The organism is Bacillus sp. AFS053548 (genome assembly GCF_002575105.1).
Classification (GTDB): domain Bacteria; phylum Bacillota; class Bacilli; order Bacillales; family Bacillaceae_G; genus Gottfriedia.
The window spans coordinates 1-840 of sequence record NZ_NUHI01000065.1; the positions used below are offsets into that span (position 1 = coordinate 1).

Genomic DNA, 840 nt, shown 5'->3' on the forward strand with positions numbered 1-840 from the left:
AAATTGTGATATTTTTATAAATTTTTATAAACTTAAATTAGCTGTTGTTAACCTTCTTTAAGCAATTGTAGAAAGAAAATTTTTCCCTAATTCTGTGCTTGGATTATTAAAAAACTCATTAACTGTACTCACTTCTACTAATTTACCGTCAATCAGTAACCCTACTCGATCAGCTATTTGTTGAACTAGATCCATATTATGTGTAACAAGAATAATCGTTAAATTTTCTTCTCTTTTTAAAGTTACTAGAAGCTCCTGAATATGTAGAGTCGATTGTGGATCTAATGCTGAAGTAATTTCATCACATAATAAAATAGTTGGTTTCATGGCTATTGCTCTTGCGATCGATACTCTTTGCTGTTGACCAATCGAAAGTGTTGAAGCATTCCGATCAAGTAATTTCGTCTCTAATCCTACTTTTTCTAATAAAGATTTCGCTACTCTTTTGGAATCTGTCTTATCATAGCTACCGTTTAATTTGATTCCAAACAAAATATTATCCTCAACGGTTCCTTCAAATAATGAAGGAGTTTGTAGGATCATTACTGCACTTTTTCTTAAACTTTGAGGTGTCATTTTGTATATTGATTGTCCATTTAAATGAATTTCACCTTTGCTAATCGACTGTAATCGATTTAATGTCCGAAGCAATGTCGATTTACCCGCACCTGAAGTTCCAATTAAGCAAAAAATTTCACCCTTATTCGTTTGAAAATTAATGTTTTTAAGGATCGAACTTCCTAGAATATCTACACTTATATTGTTAATTGATAAGGTCATTTTATTTCACCTCTTGCTAACTTAAATGAAAGGTGCCCTACTTTTGGACTTACCCCTGTC

At 31.7% G+C, this 840-nt stretch carries 1 protein-coding gene; it reads right to left on the minus strand.

The window, feature by feature from the left end; translation table 11 throughout:
* Positions 1–57 precede the first annotated feature (57 nt).
* A complete protein-coding gene (locus CN946_RS20880; protein WP_098862845.1) occupies positions 58–780 on the minus strand; it encodes an ATP-binding cassette domain-containing protein in 723 nt (240 codons plus the stop codon).
* Positions 781–840 lie beyond the last annotated feature (60 nt).

Excerpts from the sequence above, each read along its gene's own strand:
- CN946_RS20880 (WP_098862845.1), bottom strand. The coding sequence starts at position 780 with ATGACCTTATCAATTAACAATATAAGTGTAGATATTCTAGGAAGTTCG.